10 protein-coding genes are annotated in these 19,749 nt (G+C 71.2%); 8 read left to right on the top strand and 2 right to left on the bottom strand.

Annotation, left to right across the window (positions count from 1 at the left end; all coding sequences use genetic code 11):
* The first annotated feature begins 89 nt into the window (after positions 1-89).
* Both ACH5AO_RS10120 and ACH5AO_RS10115 read left to right on the top strand, forming a co-directional pair.
* Positions 90-1,049 (top strand): ABC transporter ATP-binding protein, encoded by a 960-nt coding sequence (locus ACH5AO_RS10120; protein ID WP_398923736.1) that lies wholly within the window; start codon positions 90-92, stop codon positions 1,047-1,049.
* The gene (locus tag ACH5AO_RS10115; RefSeq protein WP_398923734.1) at positions 1,042-1,701 is read left to right on the top strand and encodes an ABC transporter ATP-binding protein; all 660 of its coding nucleotides are present in this window, start codon (positions 1,042-1,044) and stop codon (positions 1,699-1,701) included. Before ACH5AO_RS10120 ends, ACH5AO_RS10115 begins: the two co-directional genes overlap by 8 nt.
* Positions 1,702-1,794: 93 nt before the next feature.
* On the opposite strand, the gene ACH5AO_RS10110 is transcribed toward ACH5AO_RS10115, so the two are convergent.
* Positions 1,795-2,907, bottom strand: coding sequence for a hypothetical protein (locus tag ACH5AO_RS10110; protein ID WP_398923732.1), 1,113 nt, complete (start codon positions 2,905-2,907; stop codon positions 1,795-1,797).
* 121 nt (positions 2,908-3,028) lie between these two features.
* On the opposite strand from ACH5AO_RS10110, the gene ACH5AO_RS10105 reads away from it, so the two are divergent.
* The 3 genes from ACH5AO_RS10105 to ACH5AO_RS10095 are packed head-to-tail and all read left to right on the top strand — an operon-like array spanning position 3,029 to position 5,689.
* Positions 3,029-4,033 carry a glycosyltransferase family 2 protein gene (locus ACH5AO_RS10105; protein WP_398923730.1) on the top strand — a complete coding sequence of 335 codons (1,005 nt, stop codon included), beginning with the start codon at positions 3,029-3,031 and terminating at the stop codon, positions 4,031-4,033.
* A complete protein-coding gene (locus tag ACH5AO_RS10100; protein ID WP_398923728.1) occupies positions 4,020-4,436 on the top strand; it encodes a GtrA family protein in 417 nt (138 codons plus the stop codon). Before ACH5AO_RS10105 ends, ACH5AO_RS10100 begins: the two co-directional genes overlap by 14 nt.
* Entirely contained in the window at positions 4,433-5,689 is a 1,257-nt protein-coding gene (locus tag ACH5AO_RS10095; RefSeq protein WP_398923726.1) for an NAD(P)/FAD-dependent oxidoreductase, read from the top strand. The genes ACH5AO_RS10100 and ACH5AO_RS10095 overlap by 4 nt, the downstream gene beginning before the upstream one ends.
* Before the next feature lie 72 nt (positions 5,690-5,761).
* Here ACH5AO_RS10095 and ACH5AO_RS10090 read toward each other — a convergent pair whose 3' ends face one another.
* Positions 5,762-7,390, bottom strand: a complete 1,629-nt coding sequence (locus ACH5AO_RS10090) for a hypothetical protein (protein WP_398923724.1) — start codon at positions 7,388-7,390, stop codon at positions 5,762-5,764.
* Positions 7,391-7,770: 380 nt separating this feature from the next.
* Between ACH5AO_RS10090 and ACH5AO_RS10085 the strand changes: the two genes are divergently transcribed.
* The 3 genes from ACH5AO_RS10085 to ACH5AO_RS10075 all read left to right on the top strand — a co-directional run bounded on the left by ACH5AO_RS10085 (position 7,771) and on the right by ACH5AO_RS10075 (position 19,696).
* Positions 7,771-12,078, top strand: a complete 4,308-nt coding sequence (locus tag ACH5AO_RS10085; protein ID WP_398923722.1) for a LamG-like jellyroll fold domain-containing protein — start codon at positions 7,771-7,773, stop codon at positions 12,076-12,078.
* A gap of 225 nt (positions 12,079-12,303) precedes the next feature.
* Positions 12,304-19,218: an RHS repeat-associated core domain-containing protein gene (locus ACH5AO_RS10080; protein WP_398923721.1), complete on the top strand. Its 6,915-nt coding sequence runs from the start codon at positions 12,304-12,306 to the stop codon at positions 19,216-19,218.
* Positions 19,202-19,696 carry a hypothetical protein gene (locus tag ACH5AO_RS10075; protein ID WP_398923719.1) on the top strand — a complete coding sequence of 165 codons (495 nt, stop codon included), beginning with the start codon at positions 19,202-19,204 and terminating at the stop codon, positions 19,694-19,696. The genes ACH5AO_RS10080 and ACH5AO_RS10075 overlap by 17 nt, the downstream gene beginning before the upstream one ends.
* Positions 19,697-19,749: the final 53 nt, after the last annotated feature.

Genomic DNA, 19,749 nt, shown 5'->3' with positions numbered 1-19,749 from the left:
AGCGACCTGCCGTACCGTCGCCGCATGCGGCGACGGCCGAGAGCCTCCCTCCGCCGTCCACCGGCGCCGCGACGACCGAGCGACCCCCCGTGCTGTCGGTACGCGGCCTCTCCGTGCGCTTCCTGCTGCCGGGCGGCCGCCGGATCGCCGCCGTCACGGACGCCCGCTTCGACGTGGCGCCCGGCGAATGCCTCGCCCTGATCGGCGAGAGCGGCTGCGGCAAGTCCGTCCTCGCCTCCGCCCTCCTCGGCCTGCTCCCCGCCAACGCGCAGACGGCGGGCCACGCCCACCTCGGCGACCTGGACCTGCTGACCGCCGGTGAACGCACCCTCGCCCGCACCGTGCGGGGCCGCAGGATCGGCCTCATCCCGCAGAGCCCCGCCGCCCACCTCACCCCGGTGCGCACCATCCGCTCCCAGATGGAGGAGACGGTCGCCCAGCTCACCGGCGTCCGGGGCCGCGCGGCCCTGCGCGCGGCGGCCGAACGGGCCGCCGGACGCGCCGGGTTCCCGCCGGACCACCTCGACCGCCATCCCCACGAACTCTCCGGCGGCCTCGCCCAGCGCGCCGCCACCGCCCTCGCCCTGATCGGCGACGCGCCCCTGCTCCTCGCCGACGAACCCACCACGGGACTGGACCGCGACCTGGTGGACCGCACCGTCGACGAACTGCGCCGCCACGTCGACGCCGACGGCGACCGGGCCCTGCTGATGATCACCCACGACCTCGCGGCGGCGGAACGCGTCGCCGACCGGGTCGCGGTCATGTACGCGGGCCGCATCGTCGAACTCGCCGACGCGACCGCCTTCTTCGGCACGCCCGGCCCCCGCCACCCCTACAGCCGGGGCCTCCTGGACGCCCTCCCCGACCGGGCCTTCACCCCCATCCCCGGCATGCCCCCCGAACTCGGCGCCCTCCCCGACGGCTGCGCCTTCGCCGCCCGCTGCGACCGGGCCACCGACGCCTGCACGGCGCTCCCGCCCTTCACCGGGTCGGTCGCCTGCCACCACCCGGCCCCGGCACCCACCCACGAGGACATCCGTGCTTGAACTGCGCGCCATCACCGCCGGCTACGACCGACGCGCCCCCGCCGTACGGGACGCCACCCTCACCGTCACCCCCGGCGAGTCCGTCGGCCTGCTCGGCCCCAGCGGCTGCGGCAAGTCCACCCTGGCGAGGGTCGCCGCCCTCCTGCACCGCCCGGACGCCGGGGACGTCGTCCTCGACGGCACCCCCGTACGCCACTGGCGCCACCGCGCCCCGCGCGAACTGCGCACCGCCGTCGGCGTCGTCTTCCAGCAGCCCCGCCTCTCCGCCGACCCCCGCCTGAGCCTGGCCGACCTGATCGCGGAGCCCCTGCGCGCCACGGGCCGCCGCTCGTCCGTCCCCGACCGGGTGGCCGAACTCGCCGGAACCGTCGGCCTGACCCCCGACCTGCTCACCCGCCGCCCCCACGAGGTCAGCGACGGCCAGCTCCAACGCGCCTGCCTGGCCCGCGCGCTGGTACTGCGCCCCCGCTGGCTGATCTGCGACGAGATGACCGCGATGCTGGACGCGTCGACCACGGCCGCGCTGGTCGGGGCCGTCGAGGACTACCGCGCCTCGACGGGCGCGGGCCTGCTGGCCGTGGGCCACGACCAGGTCCTCCTGGACCGCTGGTGCGACCGCACGGTCCACTGGGACACGGTCACCGGAGGGTGAGGCCGCCGCCGAAGGAGGGGGCGGGGCCGGCACGCACCTCTTCTTCCGCGGGGCGGCCGGTACAGGCGGCGGAACCGCCTGTACCGGGCGGGATCAGATCTCGCCGCCTCCCATGAACGCCTCCTCGCCGAGGCCGCCGAAGAAGCCCTCCATGAGCTCGTCGACGCGCACCTCCGTGGCGCCCGCCGGGGCCGTGGCCTTCTCGCCCCCGCCCAGGCGCAGCACCAGCGCGAACTTCTTGACCTTCGCCTTCTCCGCCAGCTTGGCGAGGTCCACGGAGACCTCGGTCAGCTCGCCGTTCTTCAGCGTGAAGTCGGCCGTGACCTTCTCGTTCGGCGCGTCCTTGAAGTCCTTGGCCGTCGGCATCTCGCTGCCCGCCGGCAGCTGCTCCGTCAGCGGACCGAGTTCGTCGAACAGCTCGGTCAGCAGCGTGCGGAAGGGTGCCGTGGCCTTGATGTGCTCGGTGCCGTCCGACCCCTCGGAGGTCTTGAAGTCGACCTGCTGGGCGATGACCTGCCGCAGCGCCTTGGTGAGCTTCTTCTGCGTCTTGGCGTCGAGCGTGGGCTCCGCCGAGGGCTTCCCGGCCTCGGCGCCCTCCGCCCCCGACATCTGATCGCCGGCCTCCTCGACCTCCTTCGTCGAGATCTTGATCCACTCACCGGCGAGGAGCTTCTTGAACGCCCCCGCGCTGTCCGGCAGTTCGTCGGCCGACGGCATGGGGCTGCCGCTCATCCGCCCGAGCGCGTCCACGTCGGCACGGACGTAGGTGTAGTCGCCGACCAGCCGGTACTCGAACAGGTCACCGTCCGGGACGCTGAACTTCAGCGCCATGGCGGTGAAGTCCTTCTCGCCGGACTCCTCGATCGGCTTCTTGGACTGCACGGAGACGGAGATCCGCGCGTCGCTGAGCAGCTCGACGAGCTCTTCGGGCATCTCCTCGCCGGGCGCCGCCCCCGAGTCCAACGCCTTCAGCGACGCGGCGTCGGTGTCCAGGTCCAGCTCGAAGGAGAGCGAACGCTCCTTGCCGAGCTTTTCGACGGCCTGGTCGAGCTTCTGCCCGGCGGACAGGTTCTCCACGGTGCCGCAGGCGGCGGCCCCGGCCAGGACCACGGTGGCGACGGCGGTGGCGGTCAGGGTCTTGCGTATGGCGGGAATGACGGTCTCCTCGTAAATACGACCGATGTGGTCGCTGTAAAGACCGATCATCGCCCCGAACGGTTGCACGCCGCATCCGACTTTTTGGAGACGGCCGCCCGCCACCTGTTCGAGCGCGGAACACCACCGGCTGTTCGCCCGCCGTTCAGCAGTGCTCCCTAGCGTCGCCGCAATGTCAGACGCATCCGCCCCCGCGACACCGTCACCGGTGCCGCGCCCCCGGGAGAGCCCCGGCGGAACCGCACTGGTCAGCTACGTGCTGCCGGTGTTCAACGAGCAGGACGGCATACGGCGCTTCCACGACGAGCTCGTGGAGGCGGTCGGTACCCGTCCGGAACTCTCCTTCGAGCTGGTGTACGTCAACGACGGCTCGTCCGACGCCTCCCTGACGATCCTCCGCGACCTGGCGAAGAACGATCCGCGGGTGCGCGTGGTCGACTTCGCGCGCAACTTCGGGCACCAGATGGCGATCACGGCCGGACTGGACGAGGCGCGCGGCGACGCGGTGATCGTGATGGACACCGATCTGCAGGACCCGCCGCGGGTGAGCCTGGAACTCATCGACGCCTGGCGGGACGGCGCGGAGATCGTGCACGCCCGCCGCCGGTCCCGGCAGGACGGGCTGTTCAAGCGGGCGACGGCCGCCGCGTACTACAGGGTCCTGCGCGCGTGCACGGAGGTCGACATCCCCCTGGACACCGGGGACTTCCGGCTGCTGGACCGGCGGGTCGCCGACGAACTGCGGCGCTACCGCGAACGCAGCCGGTTCGTGCGCGGCATCGTCGCCTCGATGGGCTTCGTCCAGACCGAGGTGTACTTCGACCGCGACGAGCGGTTCGCCGGGGAGACCAAGTACCCGCTGCGGAAGATGGCGCGGCTGGCGATCGACGGGGTGACCGGCTTCTCCACGGTTCCGCTGAAGCTCATCACCCGCCTCGGGTTCCTGGTGCTCGCCCTCTCCTTCGCGGGCATCGTCTACGCCCTGGCGATGAAGGTGTTCCGGCCCGACATCACGGTGTCCGGCTGGACCATGCTCATGGTCGTCGTGCTGTTCCTCGGCGGGGTGCAGATGCTCTCGCTCGGAGTGCTCGGCTCGTACATCGGGCGCACGTACAGCGAGGCGCAGGGACGCCCGCTGTACATCGTCCGGCAGGTGGTCCGCCATGACGGTCACTGACGCGCCCGCACCGACCGGACGGCGCCCGCGACGCGACCTCCGCCAACTGATCGGTTACACCCTCGTCGGCGGCAGCGGAGTCGCCCTGGACCTGGCCGCCTTCGCGCTCCTCTTCAACGTCCTGGGCTGGCACGAGCAGATCGCCAACGGCGTCAGCACCACCCTCGGCATCACCAACAACTTCGTCCTCAACGCGGTCTTCACCTTCGGCAAGCGCGACCGTCCGCTGCTGCGCTTCGCGCGCTTCTACGCCGTCGGCCTGGTCGGTGCCGCGCTCACCTTCGGGCTGCTGTGGCTCTTCGCCGGCCGGTTCGGAGCTGACCCGAACCTGGTCAAGGCCGCCTCCCTGCCGCTGGTCCTGGCGGTGCAGTTCGTGCTCAACCGGAAGTGGAGCTTCGCGTGAACCTGGGCATCATCGGCGCCGGCGCCACCGGACTGACCGCCGCCTACGACGCGGTCAAGGCCGGGCACACGGTCACGGTGCTGGAAGCGGCCGACGAACTGGGCGGCCTGGCCGCCTCACTGACCGTGCAGGGCACGCCGCTGGAGCGCTACTACCACCACATCTTCCGCTCCGACCACGCCATGATCGAGCTGATCGAGGAGCTGGGCCTGGGCCCGTCCCTGCGCTTCCACAGGCCCACCACCGGCATCTACCGCGCCGGACGGCTGCGCCCCTTCAGCACCCCGCTGCAGATGCTGCGCTTCCTGCCACCGCTGCCGGCACTGCGCTTCGCGTTCTCCTCCGCCGCGCTGAAGGCCGTACGCAAGGGCGAGCGCTTCAACGACCGCACGGCGCTGAGCTGGCTGCGCCGCTGGGCCGGACGGCGCGCCACGGAGGAGATCTGGGAGCCGCTGCTGCGCGGCAAGTTCGGGGAGCGCGCCGAAGAGGTGTCCATGGCCTGGCTGTGGGCCCGGGTGCACTGCCGCACCTTCGAACTGGGCTATGTGCACGGCGGGTTCGACAAGGTGTACGCGGCGCTGGCGGACGCGGTCGCCTCACGCGGCGGGAAGATCGAGTTCGGCAAGCGGCTGACGCGCATCCGGCAGGACGGCGACACGGTGACGGTCGACACCGAGGACGGGTCGTCGTACGGCTTCGACCACGTCGTCGTCACCGTCCCGCAGCCCGCCTTCGCCCGGGCCGCGGGACTGCCGTCCGACGACGTGACCTGGCGCAACCAGTACCTCGGCGCGACCTGCCTCGTGCTGGAGCTGGACCGCAGCCTCATCCCGTACTACTGGCTCAACGTCAACGACACCGACTTCCCGTTCCTGGCCGTCGTCGAGCACACCCGGATGGTGGACCCGGCGGAGTACGGCGGCAAGCACGTCGTGTACGTCGGGAACTACGTGCCGCGCGACGACTGGCGCTTCACCTCCGACCCGGAGGACCTGCTGGAGGCGTACATGCCCTGGCTGCGACGCCTGAACCCGGACTTCGACCGCTCCTGGATCTCCCGCAGGCACTTCTCCCGCGCCCCCTTCGCGCAGCCCGTCGTCACCCCGGAGTACCGGGAGCTCATCCCGCCGCACGAGACGACGATGAGCAGGGTCACGCTGGCCACGATGGCGCAGGTCTACCCGCAGGACCGGGGACAGAACTACGCCGTGGCGATGGCGCACCGGGTCATGGAGCTGATCGGCGCCCGGTGAGCCGCGGTACGACGACGGCCGCCGCCCGGGAAGGGGCGGCGGCCGTCGCCGTGCGGGCGCGGCGGCCCGCGCTCACCGCAGCCGGCACACGACGAGCCGCTCCGCCGGCGCCGGCGGACAGTCGTAGCGGGCCTCGATCCGCCGCGCCAGCGCCCGGTCGATCTTCGCCGGGGGGAACCAGCCGCGGTTCAGCACCGCGTACCGCGGCGGGTCCTCGTCCAGGCAACGGGCGTTCTCGGCGTACGAGTCGAGGGTGCTCACGTCCGGGAGGTAGCGGGTGCGCTGCAGGAACGTCGGGACCGGGTAGGGGCAGGGCGAGGCGTGCCCGAGGAAGTACGCCTCGTCTCCGAAGGCGAGGTACTGCACGAGCGCCCCGTCCGGCAGCCGCCGCCGCACCTCGGCCGCCGCGTCGGCCTTCTCCTCGGAGGCCCGCAGGTACGCGGCGTTGGTCTCGGCCACCTCACCGCGGTCCATGAGGTTGGGGGAGGACGGCCAGACGGCCACCGCGGCCAGCCCGATCCCCACCACGGCGGCCGGCACCCGGAACCCGGAGCCGCCCCGGCCCGGGCGCCGCACGTCGAGGAACGCGGCGCCGAGCGCGACGACCCCCGCCCCCCACACGACCGCAGACCGCTGCAGCCCCTGCGGGGCGGCGGAGTACCACGGCACCAGGACGGCGAGCACACCGCTGACCACCAGGAAGCCCAGCGGCACCCGCCCCCGCACCCCGTACCACCGCGCCACCGCGAGCCCCCACAGCGCGGCGGCACCCACCGGCAGCGCGGCGGCGTGGTACGCGAACCAGTTGCCCTGCACCACGACCGCGCCCAGCCCCACGGCGGCCCCCGCCACGGCGAGCACCGCCCACTCGGCGCGCCGGCGCCGGTCGTCCTGACAGGCGAGCAGCAGGAGCAGCGCCGCGGGCAGCAGGAGCAGTACGGGGCTGAGGACGGCCCGGTCCGCGAGGAAGTCGACCGACCGGGCGAAGAGCTCCCCGGGCCGCACGCCCTGCCGGGACAGTGACCCCTGGTTGATCCGCGGCATGTCCCGGACCCACTGCCACTCCCGCGACCCCGACCAGAGGCTGAAGCCCAGCAGCAGCACGCTCGACGCGGCCGTCGCGGCGGCGAGGAGCAGCGCGCGCACCCGGTCGGCGGCGAAGACGGCCAGCAGCGCGATGAGCGCGGTCGCGGCGGTGGAGTACTTCATCATCACCGCGAGCCCCAGCGGTACGGCCGCGAGCGCCGCGGCGGGCACGGGCCGTTCGCCGGCGAGCACGACGGCCACCGCGAGCACCGACAGCAGCGCGGCCGTCCACTCCGGCTGCAGGAAGTCGGTGCGCGGCGCCAGCGCGAGCACCAGGGCCACCGCGGCACCGGCCAGATCCGCCTCCCGGCCCGGCAGCCGCCGCCGCAGCGCCGCGCGCAGGGCGAGCCCGGCGGCGAGGCACAGCAGCACGCCGGCGCCCCGCAGGACCGCCTCGCGCACCGCGGTGGGACCGGTGCCCAGCTGATCGAGGCAGTACAGGAACCACCGGTAGAAATACGGCCGGTGAGTGAAGGTCTCCGACGGCGAGATGCCGACCGCCTCACCACTGCGCAAGCACGCCAGCACGTACCGGATGTCCCCGTGCAGCCGGGCCGTCACCACGGAGCACACCAGCACGGCCCCCGTCACGAACCCGATGACCAGCCACGCCACGCGCGCTCGCCCTCCGGCCGGCGGCCGCGTACGGGTCCGCTCTGTCAACAAGTCGGTCACGACGCGGGACATTAACAGCATGGCGTGAAATCCCTCGCAGGGAATTCAGCGCAAAGGGTCGTTCATTTATGGGACATCTTCGGTTGGCCGTGAGTTCGCCGGGTAATTTCCGCGAGGCCTTCCTTGTGATCAAGGTCGCTTTATGGTTTGAGCTGTGCAGGGCGGTACCGTGCAAATATACCCAGTTGTTCGTGTGGACCCGTTCACATGCCCTCCTTATCGTTCTCACGCAATCGCTCGCTTGATCGGTTCCATGGAGCTCTGGGGAGGGCTGGGGGATGTTTCGTCGTGCCCACGCACGCAGGAGAACCGGCAGACAGGTGGCCTTGACGCTCGCACTCGCGCTCGCGGCCGGACCACTGTCGGTCGCCGGTGCCGGGCCGGCCGCGGCCCACCCGCCCGGCGCCCCGCCGCGCGCCGCCGCCGAGACCGATGACGGGCAGGCGGTCTCCGAGGACGCGGCGCTCGCGCAGGCCGCGCGCACCGGCAAGAAGGTCGAGGTCATCTCGGCGCGCGCGGAGAGCCGGGACGTGTTCGCCACCCCCGAAGGACACTTGGAGGCACGCGAATACCTGCGCCCCGTCCGCACCCGGAGCGACGGCGAGTGGGTGTCGATCGACACCACCCTGATCGCGACCGGTGACGGCACGGTCGAGCCGAAGGCGACCTCTGCCGGACTGGCCTTCTCCGACGGCGGGGACGGTCCCCTGGTCCGGTTGGGACGCGCCGGCCGCAGCTTGGAGTTCACCTGGCCCGGCGACGTACCCGAGCCGACGCTGGACGGTGCCACGGCGACCTACGCGGAGATCCTCCCGGACGTGGACCTGAGGCTGGGCGCCCAGGAGGACGGCTTCACTCAGCTGCTGGTGGTGAAGACGGCGGAGGCCGCGGCGAGTGAGGAGCTGGCCGAGCTGCGGCTGAAGCTGTCGGCGTCGGGGCTGGAGGTGCGCGAGACCGACGAGGGCGGCCTGGAGGCCGTCGACAAGGGCGCCGCCGGTGCGGTGTTCGAAGCGCCGAAGCCGATGATGTGGGATTCCAGCACGGGCGAGCAGGAAGCCGCCTCCACGGCGTCGCGCGCTGCCGCGTCCGGCGCGCGGGCCGCGACGGACGCGGCACGGGCCGAGGAAGGCGGTGAGCCGGACGAACCAGGCGTGGGGGAGTCGGGCAAGCTCGCACCGGTCGGCGTGGAGGTGACGTCCGGGGGCGGGGAACTGGTCCTCACCCCTGACCAGGAGGTGCTGGCCGGGTCCGGGACGGTCTACCCGGTGTTCATCGACCCGCAGTGGTACTCGCCGAAGGCGTCGGCGTGGACGATGGCGTCGAAGTACTGGGCGTCCTCGCCGCAGTGGAAGTTCAACGGCGAGTCCGACGCGGGCCTGGGCTACTGCGGCTGGGCGTACTGCAAGCCGTACGACACCAAGCGGCTCTTCTACCAGATCCCCACCTCGCGGTTCGCCGGCAAGTCGATCCTGTCGGCCGAGTTCGTGGTGCGCGAGACCCACGCCGCCTCCTGCACCAAGCGTGAGGTCCAGCTGTGGCGTACGAAGGGGATCAGCTCCTCGACCACCTGGAACACGCAGAACGCCTCCGGCTTCTGGATCGACCACATCGAGAACCGCAGCTTCGCCTACGGATACGACGGCTGTGCCGCGGCGGACGCGGAGTTCGACGTCAAGGGCATGGTCGCGCGGGCGGCTGCCGGGAAGTGGCCGACGATCACCTTCGGCATGCGTGCCACCAGTGAGTCGGACCCCCTCACCTGGAAGCGGTTCTCCGACGACGCCTACCTCCGGGTGAACTACAACCGGCCGCCCGCGCAGATCAAGATGTCGCAGCTGACCCAGGATCCGGGCGGCGCCTGTGCCCGGCCGGGGTCCGCCAAGCGTGTGCGCAGTCTGCCGAAGCTGCGGGCCAACGACGTGACCGACCCGGACAAGGACCGGGTGCGGGTGCAGTTCGAGGCGTCCTGGGACGCGGGCGACGGCAAGGGCTTCACCACCCGCTGGACCTCCGCCGCCTCCACGTACAAGGCCTCGGGCTCCGACTTCTCCATCTCGCTGCCCAGCAGCACCCCGAAGAACAGGACCATCGGCTGGGCCGCCCGCGCCAACGACGGCGCCCAGTGGTCGCCCTGGTCGTGGGCCGGCTCCGCGTACGCCTGCAACATGGTCTACGACACCTCCGTACCGGCCGGCCCCTCCATCAGCTCCGCCCAGTACCCGCCCTCCGACCCGGAGGACCCCGAGGATCCGTGGCTGGACGGTGTGGGGCGCTACGGCGCCTTCAGCATCGACTCGGCCTCCGGCGACGTGTCCAAGTACTGGTTCGGCGTCAACGGTGACCCCACCGCCAAGCACACGCTGACCACCTCCGGCGGTGGCGCGAAGACGATGAAGTTCATGCCGACCAGGCCCGGCGTCAACTTCATCACCGCCCAGGCCTTCGACACCGCCGGCAACGGCAGCGAGATCCGCACCTACCAGTTCCGGGTCCGCGCGGGCCAGCCGGACCGGCTGAGCTGGAACTTCGACGAGCCCGCCGGGGCCGCCGAGGCCCAGGGACAGGGCGGCACCTGGCCCGCCGAACTGAGCGGCGGCGCACGGCCCGGAGCGGAGGGCGTCACCGGCAACGGCCTGCAGCTCGACGGCGTCGACGACCACGCGGCCACCGTCTCACCGGTGCTGAACACCGGCAAGAGCTTCTCGGTGTCCCTGTGGGCCAAGCTGCCCACCGACAAACCGAACACCGCGACCGTCGCCGTGTCCCAGGCCGGGCACGAGACCAGCGGCTTCGAGATCTACCACTCCTCGGCGCTGGGCGGCTGGGTGTTCCTGCGGCACACCACCGACGCGCCGGGCACCACCACGGTACGCGCGGTGCAGCCCGCCTGCCCGAGCGGGGACACAGCCTGCGAGAACGGCCGGCTCGGCGTCTGGACCCATCTGACCGGCGTGTTCGACAACCCCAACCAGCAGCTGCGGCTCTACGTCGACGGCAAGCTGGCCGGCACGGCGGCCTTCACCGGACCGTGGGACGCCCGCGGCAGGACGATCCTGGGCGCGGCGTCCCACTACGGCACCATGGGGAACTTCTTCCCGGGCCACCTGGACGAGGTCCAGCTGTTCGACTACCAGCTCACCGACGCCCAGGTCGGCGAACTGGCCGCCCGCAAGCCGGTCGGCACCGGCCGGCCCGCCAAACTGGTCTGGCCGCTCGACGAGGACGCCACCGCCACCTCCGTCGCCGGACGGGGCCAGCGCGCCGACGCCACCTTCAAGGGCGGCGCCACGGCCGGAACCGACGGAGTCGACGGCCGCGCGGCCTCGTTCGACGGCGTCGACGACCACGCCACGACGGGACGGCCGGTACTGGACACGTTCCAGAGCTTCGCGGTCTCGACGTGGGTCCGCCTGCCCCGGGACAAGGCCCCCAAGGCGACCATCGCCGTCTCCCAACTCGGCACCACACGCCGCAGCTTCGAGCTGTACCACTCCTCCGCGCTGGGCGGATGGGTCTTCACCCGGCCCGAGAGCGACACCGCAGACGCGCCCCTGGTCCGCGCCACCCACTCCGCCTGCCCGGCCGACACCAACTGCGCGGCCGGCCGGCTCGGCGAATGGAACCACGTGGTCGGTGTCTACGACGCCGACACCTCCCAGCTCCTGCTCTACGTCAACGGCGTCCTGCAGGCCACCACCCCCTTCCCGCACCGCTGGTCGTCCGAGGGGCCGCTCAGCATCGGCAGCGGACTCAAGCCGGACGGCGGCGTGAGTTCTCCCCTCAAGGGCGACATCGACGACGTACAGCTCTACGACCGTGCCGTCTCCGACGACGAAGTGCGCCAGCTCTTCAAACAGCGGCCGTTGGTCAAGTCCCGCTGGCTGCTGGAGTCCGCAGCCGGTTCTCCGGCCACATCGCCGAACGCGGTCGCCGGCGCCCCCGCCCTGACCCTGGGCGGTCAGGCGGCCGTCGAATCCGGCTGGGTGGACAACGGGGCCCTCGTGCTGGACGGCGTCGACGACTACGCGGCCACCACCGGCGTCCCGGTGGACACCGGTGCCAGCTACACCGTCACCGCCTGGGCCCAGGCCGCCGCCGCGCCCGACCGGCCGGCCACCGTGATCAGTGCCGAGGGCGCCGCCAGGAGCGCCTTCGCGGTCCGCTTCGTACCGGGGGCCGATCCCGCGGCCGACCCCGGCAAGTGGCAGATCGCCGTGCCGGGCACCGACTCCGCGACGGCGGACACCGTGACGGTGGACAACCACCAGTTCTACAGCGCCACCGACTGGAACCACCTGGCACTCGTCTACGACGGCTTCGCCGACCAGGTACGCCTCTACGTCAACGGCCAGCTGGAGCAGGTCACCTGTACCGATGACGACGCGGACGGCGTCCCGGACGACGCCACCTGCGGTGAACGCGTGTCCTGGGCCGACAACGCGGCCGCGTTCACCGCGACCAGGTCCCTGCAACTGGGCCGCAGCAAGGTGGGCTCCACCGGAAGCGAGCACTGGGCGGGCGGGATCGACGACGTGTGGGCGTTCCAGGGGGCGCTGAGCGAGTCGCAGATCGCCCACTTGTCCCTGGGCATGCCGGGAGTCACCACCGAGGTGCCCGGAACGGACTGACCGTGCAGCGGTGCCGGCCCGTCGCAGACCGCGTACGGGCCGGCACCGCCGCACGGTTCGGCTCCGCCTCGGGCGGCACCTACCTCCGTCCGAGTTTTCACACACGGTTCTCGCGTCTTCACGCGAGCGCACCCGAGGGGAACGATGAGGGATACGGTACGAGCAGACCGAGCAGACCGAGCGGCCCGGTGGAGACGGAAGACCGCATGGGCTTCCGGCGTCGTCATGATCGCCACGGTGCTCCAAGGTGTCACCGCACCCGCGGACTCGGGCGCCGCCGCGGACGACGGGCGGGGCAGACCGGCCGTGCCGAACGCCGAGCGAGCCGTGCCCGGTTCCGCCGCGAAGGCGAAGCCCCGTACGGTCGACCGCGGATCGCGCACCCCGAAGTCCGCCCCCAAGGCCCAGTGGCCCGAAGGGGGTTCGGCCCGAGTCAGGCTCACAGGCACCGCGCCGGACCCGAACGGCAGGGCCACGGGTGCGACCGGGTCAGCGGCACCGGCCAGAGCCGGGAAGCTGCCGGTCTCCGTCGGACGGGCCGCTCCCGCCACCCGCACGGCCGCGAAGCGCCCCGGTGCCGCCGGTTCCGTACAGGTCCGTCTCGCGGGGCGGCAGCAGACCGAGCGGGCCGGGATCGACGGGCTGCTCGTCACGCTCGCCCCCGACCGCGAGAGCTTCACCGACGGCGCCGCCCAGGTGCGGGTCGACTACCGCGACGTCGCCCAGGCGTACGGCGGCGGCTACGGCGCCCGCCTCACCCTGGCGCGGCTCCCCGCCTGTGTCCTCAAGACCCCGGAACGGGCCGAGTGCCGCACCCTGACGCCGGTCGAGACCGACAACAACACGGAGGACGGCACCCTCACCGCCCCGTCGGTGCGGCTCGCCGCCGCGCAGCCGACCGTGCTCGCCGCGGTGGCGGACGACACCGCGTCCACGGGCGACTACAAGGCGACCTCGCTCTCCCCGTCGGCGACCTGGCAGACCAACCTCAACACCGGTGACTTCTCCTGGTCCTACGCCATGGGAGTCCCCGAAGTCCCCGGCGGACTGAAGCCGAGCATCGGCCTCGGCTACTCCTCGGGCTCGGTCGACGGCCGTACCAGCGAGACCAACAACCAGTCCTCCTGGATCGGCAGCGGCTTCGACCTGTGGCCGGGCTACATCGAACGCCGCTACAAGCCGTGCGCCGACGACGGGGTCGAGAACAGCGACGGCTTCAAGCCCGGCGACCTGTGCTGGGGCTACGACAACGCCTTCATCAGCTTCAACGGCAAGGGCGGCGAACTCGTCCCCACCGGCACCGACGACGAGTTCAAGCTCCGTCAGGACGACGGCACCCGCATCACGCGGCTCACCTCCACCAACCGGGGCAACGGCGACGACGACGGCGAGTACTGGCGGCTGACCGACCCCGACGGCGTCCGCTACTACTTCGGCTACCACCGGCTCCCCGGTTGGGCCGACGGCAAGAAGACCACCGGATCCACCTGGACCACCCCCGTCTTCGGCGACGACGACAACGAACCCTGCCATGCGAGCGGCTTCGCGGACTCCTGGTGCCGGCAGGCCTGGCGCTGGAACCTCGACTACGTCGTCGACCCCCGCGGCAACGCGATCGCCTACTACTACACCCAGGAGGAGAACTCCTACGGCCGCAACCTGAAGGCCTCCGACGACACCCGCTACACCCGAGGTGGTTACCTCGACGAGATCCAGTACGGCCTGAAGTCCTCCTCGATGTACGGCACTCCGGCGCTCGCCAAGGTCACCTTCACCAACGCCGAACGCTGCCTGCCGGACGCTCGGACCACCTGCTCGTCCATCTCCTCCGACTCCGCCCACTGGTACGACACCCCCTGGGACCTCAACTGCGACGAGGGCAAGGAGTGCGACCAGGGCCGCCTGTCGCCCTCGTTCTGGACGCGCAAGCGCCTGACGGAGGTGACCACGCGGGTCATCGACGCCGCCGGCGCCTACCAGAAGGTCGACTCCTGGAAGCTGACCCACCGCTGGGGCATGGCGGACATCGACTATCAGTTGCTGCTCGACTCGATCCAGCACACGGGCCACACCGCCACGCCCGCCATTACGCTGCCGAAGACGACCTTCGGCTACACCCAGTTGGAGAACCGGCTCGACAGGACCGGTGACGGTTTCGCCCCGTTCATCAAGTCCCGGTTGTCCACGATCGCCGACGAGTCCGGCGGCCAGATCGACGTCGACTACTCGGCCCCCGCGTGTGACTGGGCCGCCCTGCCCACCCCGCAGACCAACGCCACGCGCTGCTTCCCGCAGTACACCGGCGGCAGCTCCACCGACGACCCCGAGCGTCAGTGGTTCAACAAGTACGTCGTCACCTCCGTCACCGCGACCGACCGCACCGGCGGGGCGCCCGACCAGGTCACCGCCTACGAGTACCTGGGCCCGGCCGCCTGGCACTACGCCGACGACGACGGGCTGACCAAGGAGAAGTTCAAGACCTGGTCCCAGTGGCGCGGCTATGGACACGTACGTGTCAAGACCGGAGGGCAGGGTGGCGACGCGGCACTGAAGTCGCAGGCCGACACGTACTTCCTGCGCGGCATGGACGGCGACCGCGAGTCCCCCACCGGCGGCACCAAGAACGTCACCGTCACGCTCGGCGAGGGTGAGGGCGACCCGATCACCGACCACGAGGCGTTCGCCGGCACCGCCTACAAGACCGTCACCTACTCCGGCAACGGCGGAAAGGTCCTTGCCAAGACCGTCAGCCGGCCCTGGCGTCACGAGACCGCGAAGAAGACACGGAACTGGGGCACCGTCACCGCCAACCTCACCGGCATCGGGCACGCCAGGACGTGGACGTCCCTCGACAACGGTGCGGGCTCTTCCTGGCGGACCACCTCCACCTCCACCACGTACGACACCGTGGCGGGACGCGTCATCCAGGTCGACGACCTCGGCGACACCTCCACCGCGGCGGACGACCGCTGCACCCGCACCACCTACGCCACCAACGACACCGCCAACATCCTCAACCTGCCCGCACGGGTCGAGACGGTCGCCAAGGCCTGCGCCGACCCCGTCGACCGCTCCAAGGAGGTCATCTCCGACGTCCGCAACGCCTACGACGGCGGGGCCTACGGCGCCGCCCCGACCAAGGGCGACGTCACGGCCACGGCCCTGCTGAAGAAGCACGACGGCACCACGGCCACCTACCTGGAGTCCGGTGCCACCTTCGACACCTACGGCCGGGTGCTCACCAGCACCGACCTCACCGCGACCGTCACCGCGACCGGCAGCGGCGCACCCGTGCGCACCGCGCGCACGGACGGTCGTACCACCACCACGGTCCGCACCCCGGCCACCGGCTTCGTCACCAAGACGGTCGTGACCAGCCCGCCGGCCAAGACCGGCGACGCCACCACGTCCCTGGTGAACACCACCACCCACGGTGCCCGCGGCCTGCCGCTGACGCAGACCGACGCCAACGGCAAGGTCACCACCTTCACCCACGACGCCCTCGGCCGGTCCTCGAAGGTGTGGCTCGCCGACCGGCAGACCACGCTGACACCCAGCTACAGCTTCGACTACCTGGTCACCGAGGACCAGCCGGTCGCCGTGGCCACCACCGCCCTCGGCACCGACGGCAGTCAGGTCACCGCGTACAGCATCTACGACGGATTCCTGCGCCAGCGCCAGACACAGAAGCCCGGACCGGACGGCGGGCGCCTGCTGTCCGACGTCTTTTATGACGAACGCGGCCTGACGGCCAAGACCTTCGAGACCTACTACGCCACGGGCGCGCCCTCACGGACCTTGTTCAAGCCGGACGACGCCCTCGCGGTCGAGACTCAGACCCGCACCACGTACGACGGCATGGGCCGCCCGACCGTGACCGAGCAGATCGCGGGCAACGGTGACGGCGGCACAGTGCTCGGCACCACCCGCACCGTCTACGGTGGCGACCGCACCACGGTCGTCCCGCCCGAGGGTTCCACCGCGACCACCACCGTGACCGACGCCCGCGGGCAGACCACCGAACTGCGCCAGCACCACGCGCGCGCCGCCGAGGCCGCGTACGACACCACCCGCTACGGCTACACACCACGGGGTGAGTTGCGGAAGCTCACCGACCCGGCCGGAAACGTCTGGAGCTACACCTACGACCTGCTCGGCAACGTGACGTCGGCCGTCGACCCGGACAAGGGCCGTACCACCACCACGTACGACGACCGCGGCCAGGCCGTCTCCGTCTCCAACGACACGGACACCGACCTGTACTCGGTGTACGACGGCCTCGGCCGGCAGACCGAGCTGCGTGAGAACAGCGCCACCGGCGCCCTGCGCGCCAAGTGGGTCTACGACACCGTCAGTGGCGCCAAGGGCCATCTGGCCGAATCCACCCGCTACGTCGGCGACGACGCCTACACCAGCAAGGTGGTCGCCTATGACCGCCTGTACCGCATTCTGCGCTCCACCGTGACGATCCCCGCGAGCGAAGGCGCCCTCGCCGGCACCTATCTGTCGGCCACCGCCTACAACGTGGACGGGTCGGTCCGCACGACCGGTTACCCCGCCGCGGGTTCCCTGCCGGCCACCACCGTGGCGGCCACCTACGAGGACCGGACCCAGCGCCTGATCGCGCTCAGCGGCAGCCAGGGCATCGACGCCGCCGTGAGCTACAGCCCCACTGGCAAGCCCCTGCAGTACGAACTCTCCAACGACGGCGGCAAGAAGGCCTGGGCGACCAACACCTACGAGTGGGGCACGCAGCGCCTGGCCACCTCGCGGGTGGACCGGCAGGACGTACCGGGCGTGGACCGGCACCACACCTACGACTACGACCAGGCCGGCAACATCCTCTCCGTCTCGGACGTCTCCCGCTCCGGCACGGACACCCAGTGCTTCACCTACGACCACCTGCGCCGCCTGACGACGGCCTGGACGCAGCCCACCACGGCCTGCGCCACGGCCCCCAGCGGCCGGACCGTCGGGGGCCCCGTCCCGTACTGGCACTCCTACACCTACGACAAGGTGGGCAACCGCCGGACGGAAACCCTGCACGACCTCACCGGTGACCCGGCGAAGGACACCGTCCGCACCTACGACTACCCCGAACCGGGAGCGCCGCGTCCGCACGGCGTGACCTCCGTGACCCAGACCGGTCCCGGCGGCACCGCACAGGATTCCTACGCCTACGACGCCGTCGGCAACACCACCGGGCGCACCCTCGCCGGCACCACCCAGAAGCTGGACTGGGATGCCGAAGGCCGCCTGGCCAAGGTGACCGAGCCGGTCGAGGGCAAGCCGGACGACGTCACCGAGTACGTCTACGACGCCGACGGGAACCGGCTCATCGCCCGCACGGCGAAGGAGACGACCCTCTACCTCGACTCCACCCAGGTCACCGTGGCCAAGGGCAGCACCGAGGCCGAGGCCACCCGCACCCTCGACCTCGCGGGCGGCCACCAGGCGGTGATCGACGACGACGGCTCGGTCTCCTTCACCATCGCCGACCACCAGGCATCCGGCCAGCTGGCGATCGACGCGGCGGACCAGGAGTTGACGCAGCGCCGCACGCTTCCCTTCGGTGGCATCCGCGGCACCCGGCCGAGCAACTGGCCCGGTGTGCGGGGCTTCGTCGGTGGCGTCGACGACTCCGAGTCCACCGGACTGCAGCACCTGGGCGCACGGGAGTACGACCCGGCCACCGGCCGGTTCATCTCCGTCGACCCGCTCCTCACCCCGGGCGACCCGCAGGCCCTCAACGCCTACGCCTACAGCAACAACAACCCGGTCACCTTCAGTGACCCCGACGGCCTGCTCTGCATCCACGGCGCGCCCGGCGGCGGAGCGGACGGCATCTGCGCGGGCGTCCCCGGCGACACCGACGGCGTCATCGACGGCTTCTCCAACAACTGCCAGCGCACGGACCCTTGTTACGACACCGCCGTCGAGATGATCAGGACGGCCAAGCGGAACGACACCTACGGCAAGAAGCCGATCGTGATCCAGCCCAAGGGCGACTCGATCACCATCCAGGGCGTCTACATCCCGACGCAGGCCGAACTCATGGAGAACTTCCCCTACTATCACGAAAACCTGGACTACCAGTACAACCTGCAGAACTGGGCGAGGGCCAGATGCTCGGGCCTGGACGTCGCGGGCTCGGAGTTCTGCACCGCCGTGGGCAAGCTGGGCTGGTTCGGCGACCAGAACGGCCCCGGCATCCTCGAGGTCCTGGGCATCGACGACTACGTCGGTTGCGTCACCGGCTCCGGCAGCGCCTGTAAGGCGGCCGCGGGCGACGCGGCCCTCGCGGTCGGCACCGGACTGGTGGGCAAGGGCGCCAAGGTCGTCTTCAAGGGATTCAAGGCCGCCTTCAAGAAGACGGACTCCGTACCCGTCGAGTGCCTGGTCGGAGGCGGTCGCCGGCACAGCTTCACCCCGGACACACAGGTCCTGATGTCCGACGGGACCACCAAGCCCATCAAGGACGTCCGGATCGGCGACGAAATTGTGGTCACCGACCCGGAGACCGGCCGCACGACGACGCGGACCGTCGTCGCCACCATCGTCACGGAGGACGACAAGCACTTCGTCGACCTCACGGTCTCCCGCGAGGGCCGCTCCGGTGCGGACTCACTGACGTCCACGACGACACACCCGTTCTGGTCTCCCTCCGAGGACGCCTGGGTGGACGCCGGCTCCCTCGAACCCGGCATGACGCTGCGCACCGCCGACGGCGGCACGGCCCGGGTGACCGGGACCGCCGACTTCCACAGGAAGCAGCGCACGTACGACCTCACGGTCGAGGGCATCCACACGTACTACGTACTGGCGGGCGACACCTCCCTGCTCGTACACAACGCGGGCGGGAGCGACGACCCCGGTTCCTTCTCGGGCACGGTCTTCCGGGACGGAAAGTACCGGTTCCAGATCTACTCCAACGATCACGGTCCGGCACACGGGCACCTGCTCGGCCCGGGCATCAAGGGACACGGCATCCAGATCGGGCAGAACGGAAAGCCGCTCGACACCGACGTTCAGCTGTCCAAGGACCAGCAGCGCGTGATCGACAACAATCTGAGGGAGATCCGCAAGGCCATCAGGAAGAGCATGGCCGCTCACAGAAAGGCCGGTGGCAATGGATGCTAGCCGCTCGGACCTGAGGTCCGCCGTCCTGGAAGCCGCCCGCCGCACGGGCGTCGAGAACGTCGATCTCTCCAGTGAGCACGCGCGTTGGGAGGTATACCTGCGGGCCATGGACTCGCCGGCCGAATGGGATCTGCTGCGGGAGATCGTCGGGCTGGAGCCCGACCCGTCCGTTGCCACCTCCGTGGTCCTGCGGATGCTGGAGCGCGTTCCCGACGCCGAGAGGCTCGCCTGGGCCGAACGACTCGCGGTGGAGGGCAAGCGCGCGCTGGCCGTCCTGCGCGTGCGCGAACTGCGGATTCTGGAGGCAGTCTCTCCGGCGGGCGACGAGGTCGCGGAATGGTCCGACTGGCTGCAGCGTGCCGCCGCGGAGAAGTCGGCCTCGGTGCGGGTTCTGGAGAGTCTGAGCCGCTCCGGGCGGACGAAGCGGGTCAGGAATCTCTCCGCGGAGCGGCTCCGCGCGCTGCGGCGGGCCTCATGACCACGGACGTCACGGCGAGCCCCGGCCATGGGACAGGGTCCCGGGCCGGGGCT

Source organism: Streptomyces sp. NPDC018964, from assembly GCF_044390325.1.
GTDB lineage: Bacteria > Actinomycetota > Actinomycetes > Streptomycetales > Streptomycetaceae > Streptomyces.
The sequence above is the reverse complement of the archived record's forward strand: the minus strand, read 5'-3'. Positions and strand labels throughout refer to the sequence as shown.

Excerpts from the sequence above, each read along its gene's own strand:
- ACH5AO_RS10110 (WP_398923732.1), bottom strand. The coding sequence starts at position 2,907 with ATGATCGGTCTTTACAGCGACCACATCGGTCGTATTTACGAGGAGACC.
- ACH5AO_RS10105 (WP_398923730.1), top strand. The coding sequence starts at position 3,029 with ATGTCAGACGCATCCGCCCCCGCGACACCGTCACCGGTGCCGCGCCCC.
- ACH5AO_RS10100 (WP_398923728.1), top strand. The coding sequence starts at position 4,020 with ATGACGGTCACTGACGCGCCCGCACCGACCGGACGGCGCCCGCGACGC.
- ACH5AO_RS10080 (WP_398923721.1), top strand. The coding sequence starts at position 12,304 with ATGATCGCCACGGTGCTCCAAGGTGTCACCGCACCCGCGGACTCGGGC.